Source organism: Streptomyces niphimycinicus, assembly GCF_018883605.1.
GTDB classification, from domain to species: Bacteria; Actinomycetota; Actinomycetes; order Streptomycetales; family Streptomycetaceae; genus Streptomyces; species Streptomyces niphimycinicus.
The window spans coordinates 1-547 of the sequence record NZ_JAHLEM010001271.1 but is presented as its reverse complement, the minus strand read 5'-3'; the positions used below and the strand labels follow the sequence as shown (position 1 = coordinate 547).

Sequence of the window (547 nt, the reverse complement as noted above, 5' to 3'; positions counted from 1 at the left end):
ACCGGGCACCGGGCCCGCCGCCGGACCGGCCGCCCCTGGATGCGGGGGCGCCGGGCTCCTGGGCCTCCTGGGCGGCCATGCGGGCGAGCAGGGGGTTGGCGGCGACGCCGACGGTGCAGTCCACGCCGTACCGGGCCAGCGCCCGGACCCGTACGATCTCGGCCAGCCCCGCCGCGTCCCGCCCGAAGTACCGCAGCGCACCCCGCACATCCGCGAACGCGGCATCGGGCGGCAGCGCCTCGACGACGGGCGTCAGCTCGCCGAGCAGGGTGAGCAGGCCCTGGTAGACGTCCTCCCCGGGCGCGGGGTGGAACCGCACATACAACACATGCGGCACCTCGCCCTCGTGGCCCGGCTCGCCCGGAGCCCGGCCCCCGCCGCCCCCGCTCGCCCCAACCGAACCCCCACCCGCTTCAGCCGAACCCCCGCTCACCCCGGCCGAACCCCCGCCCACTTCAGCCGAACCCCCGCTTACCCCGGCCGAACCCCCGCCCACTTCAGCCGAACCCCCGCTTACCCCGGCCGAACCCCCGCTTACCCCGGCCGA

Annotated in this window: 1 protein-coding gene; it reads right to left on the bottom strand. The window is 77.5% G+C overall.

The window, feature by feature from the left end; translation table 11 throughout:
• Positions 1-337 (bottom strand): Y-family DNA polymerase (locus tag KN815_RS49285; protein ID WP_443732358.1); only part of this gene is annotated, 337 nt, incomplete at its 3' end.
• Positions 338-547: the final 210 nt, after the last annotated feature.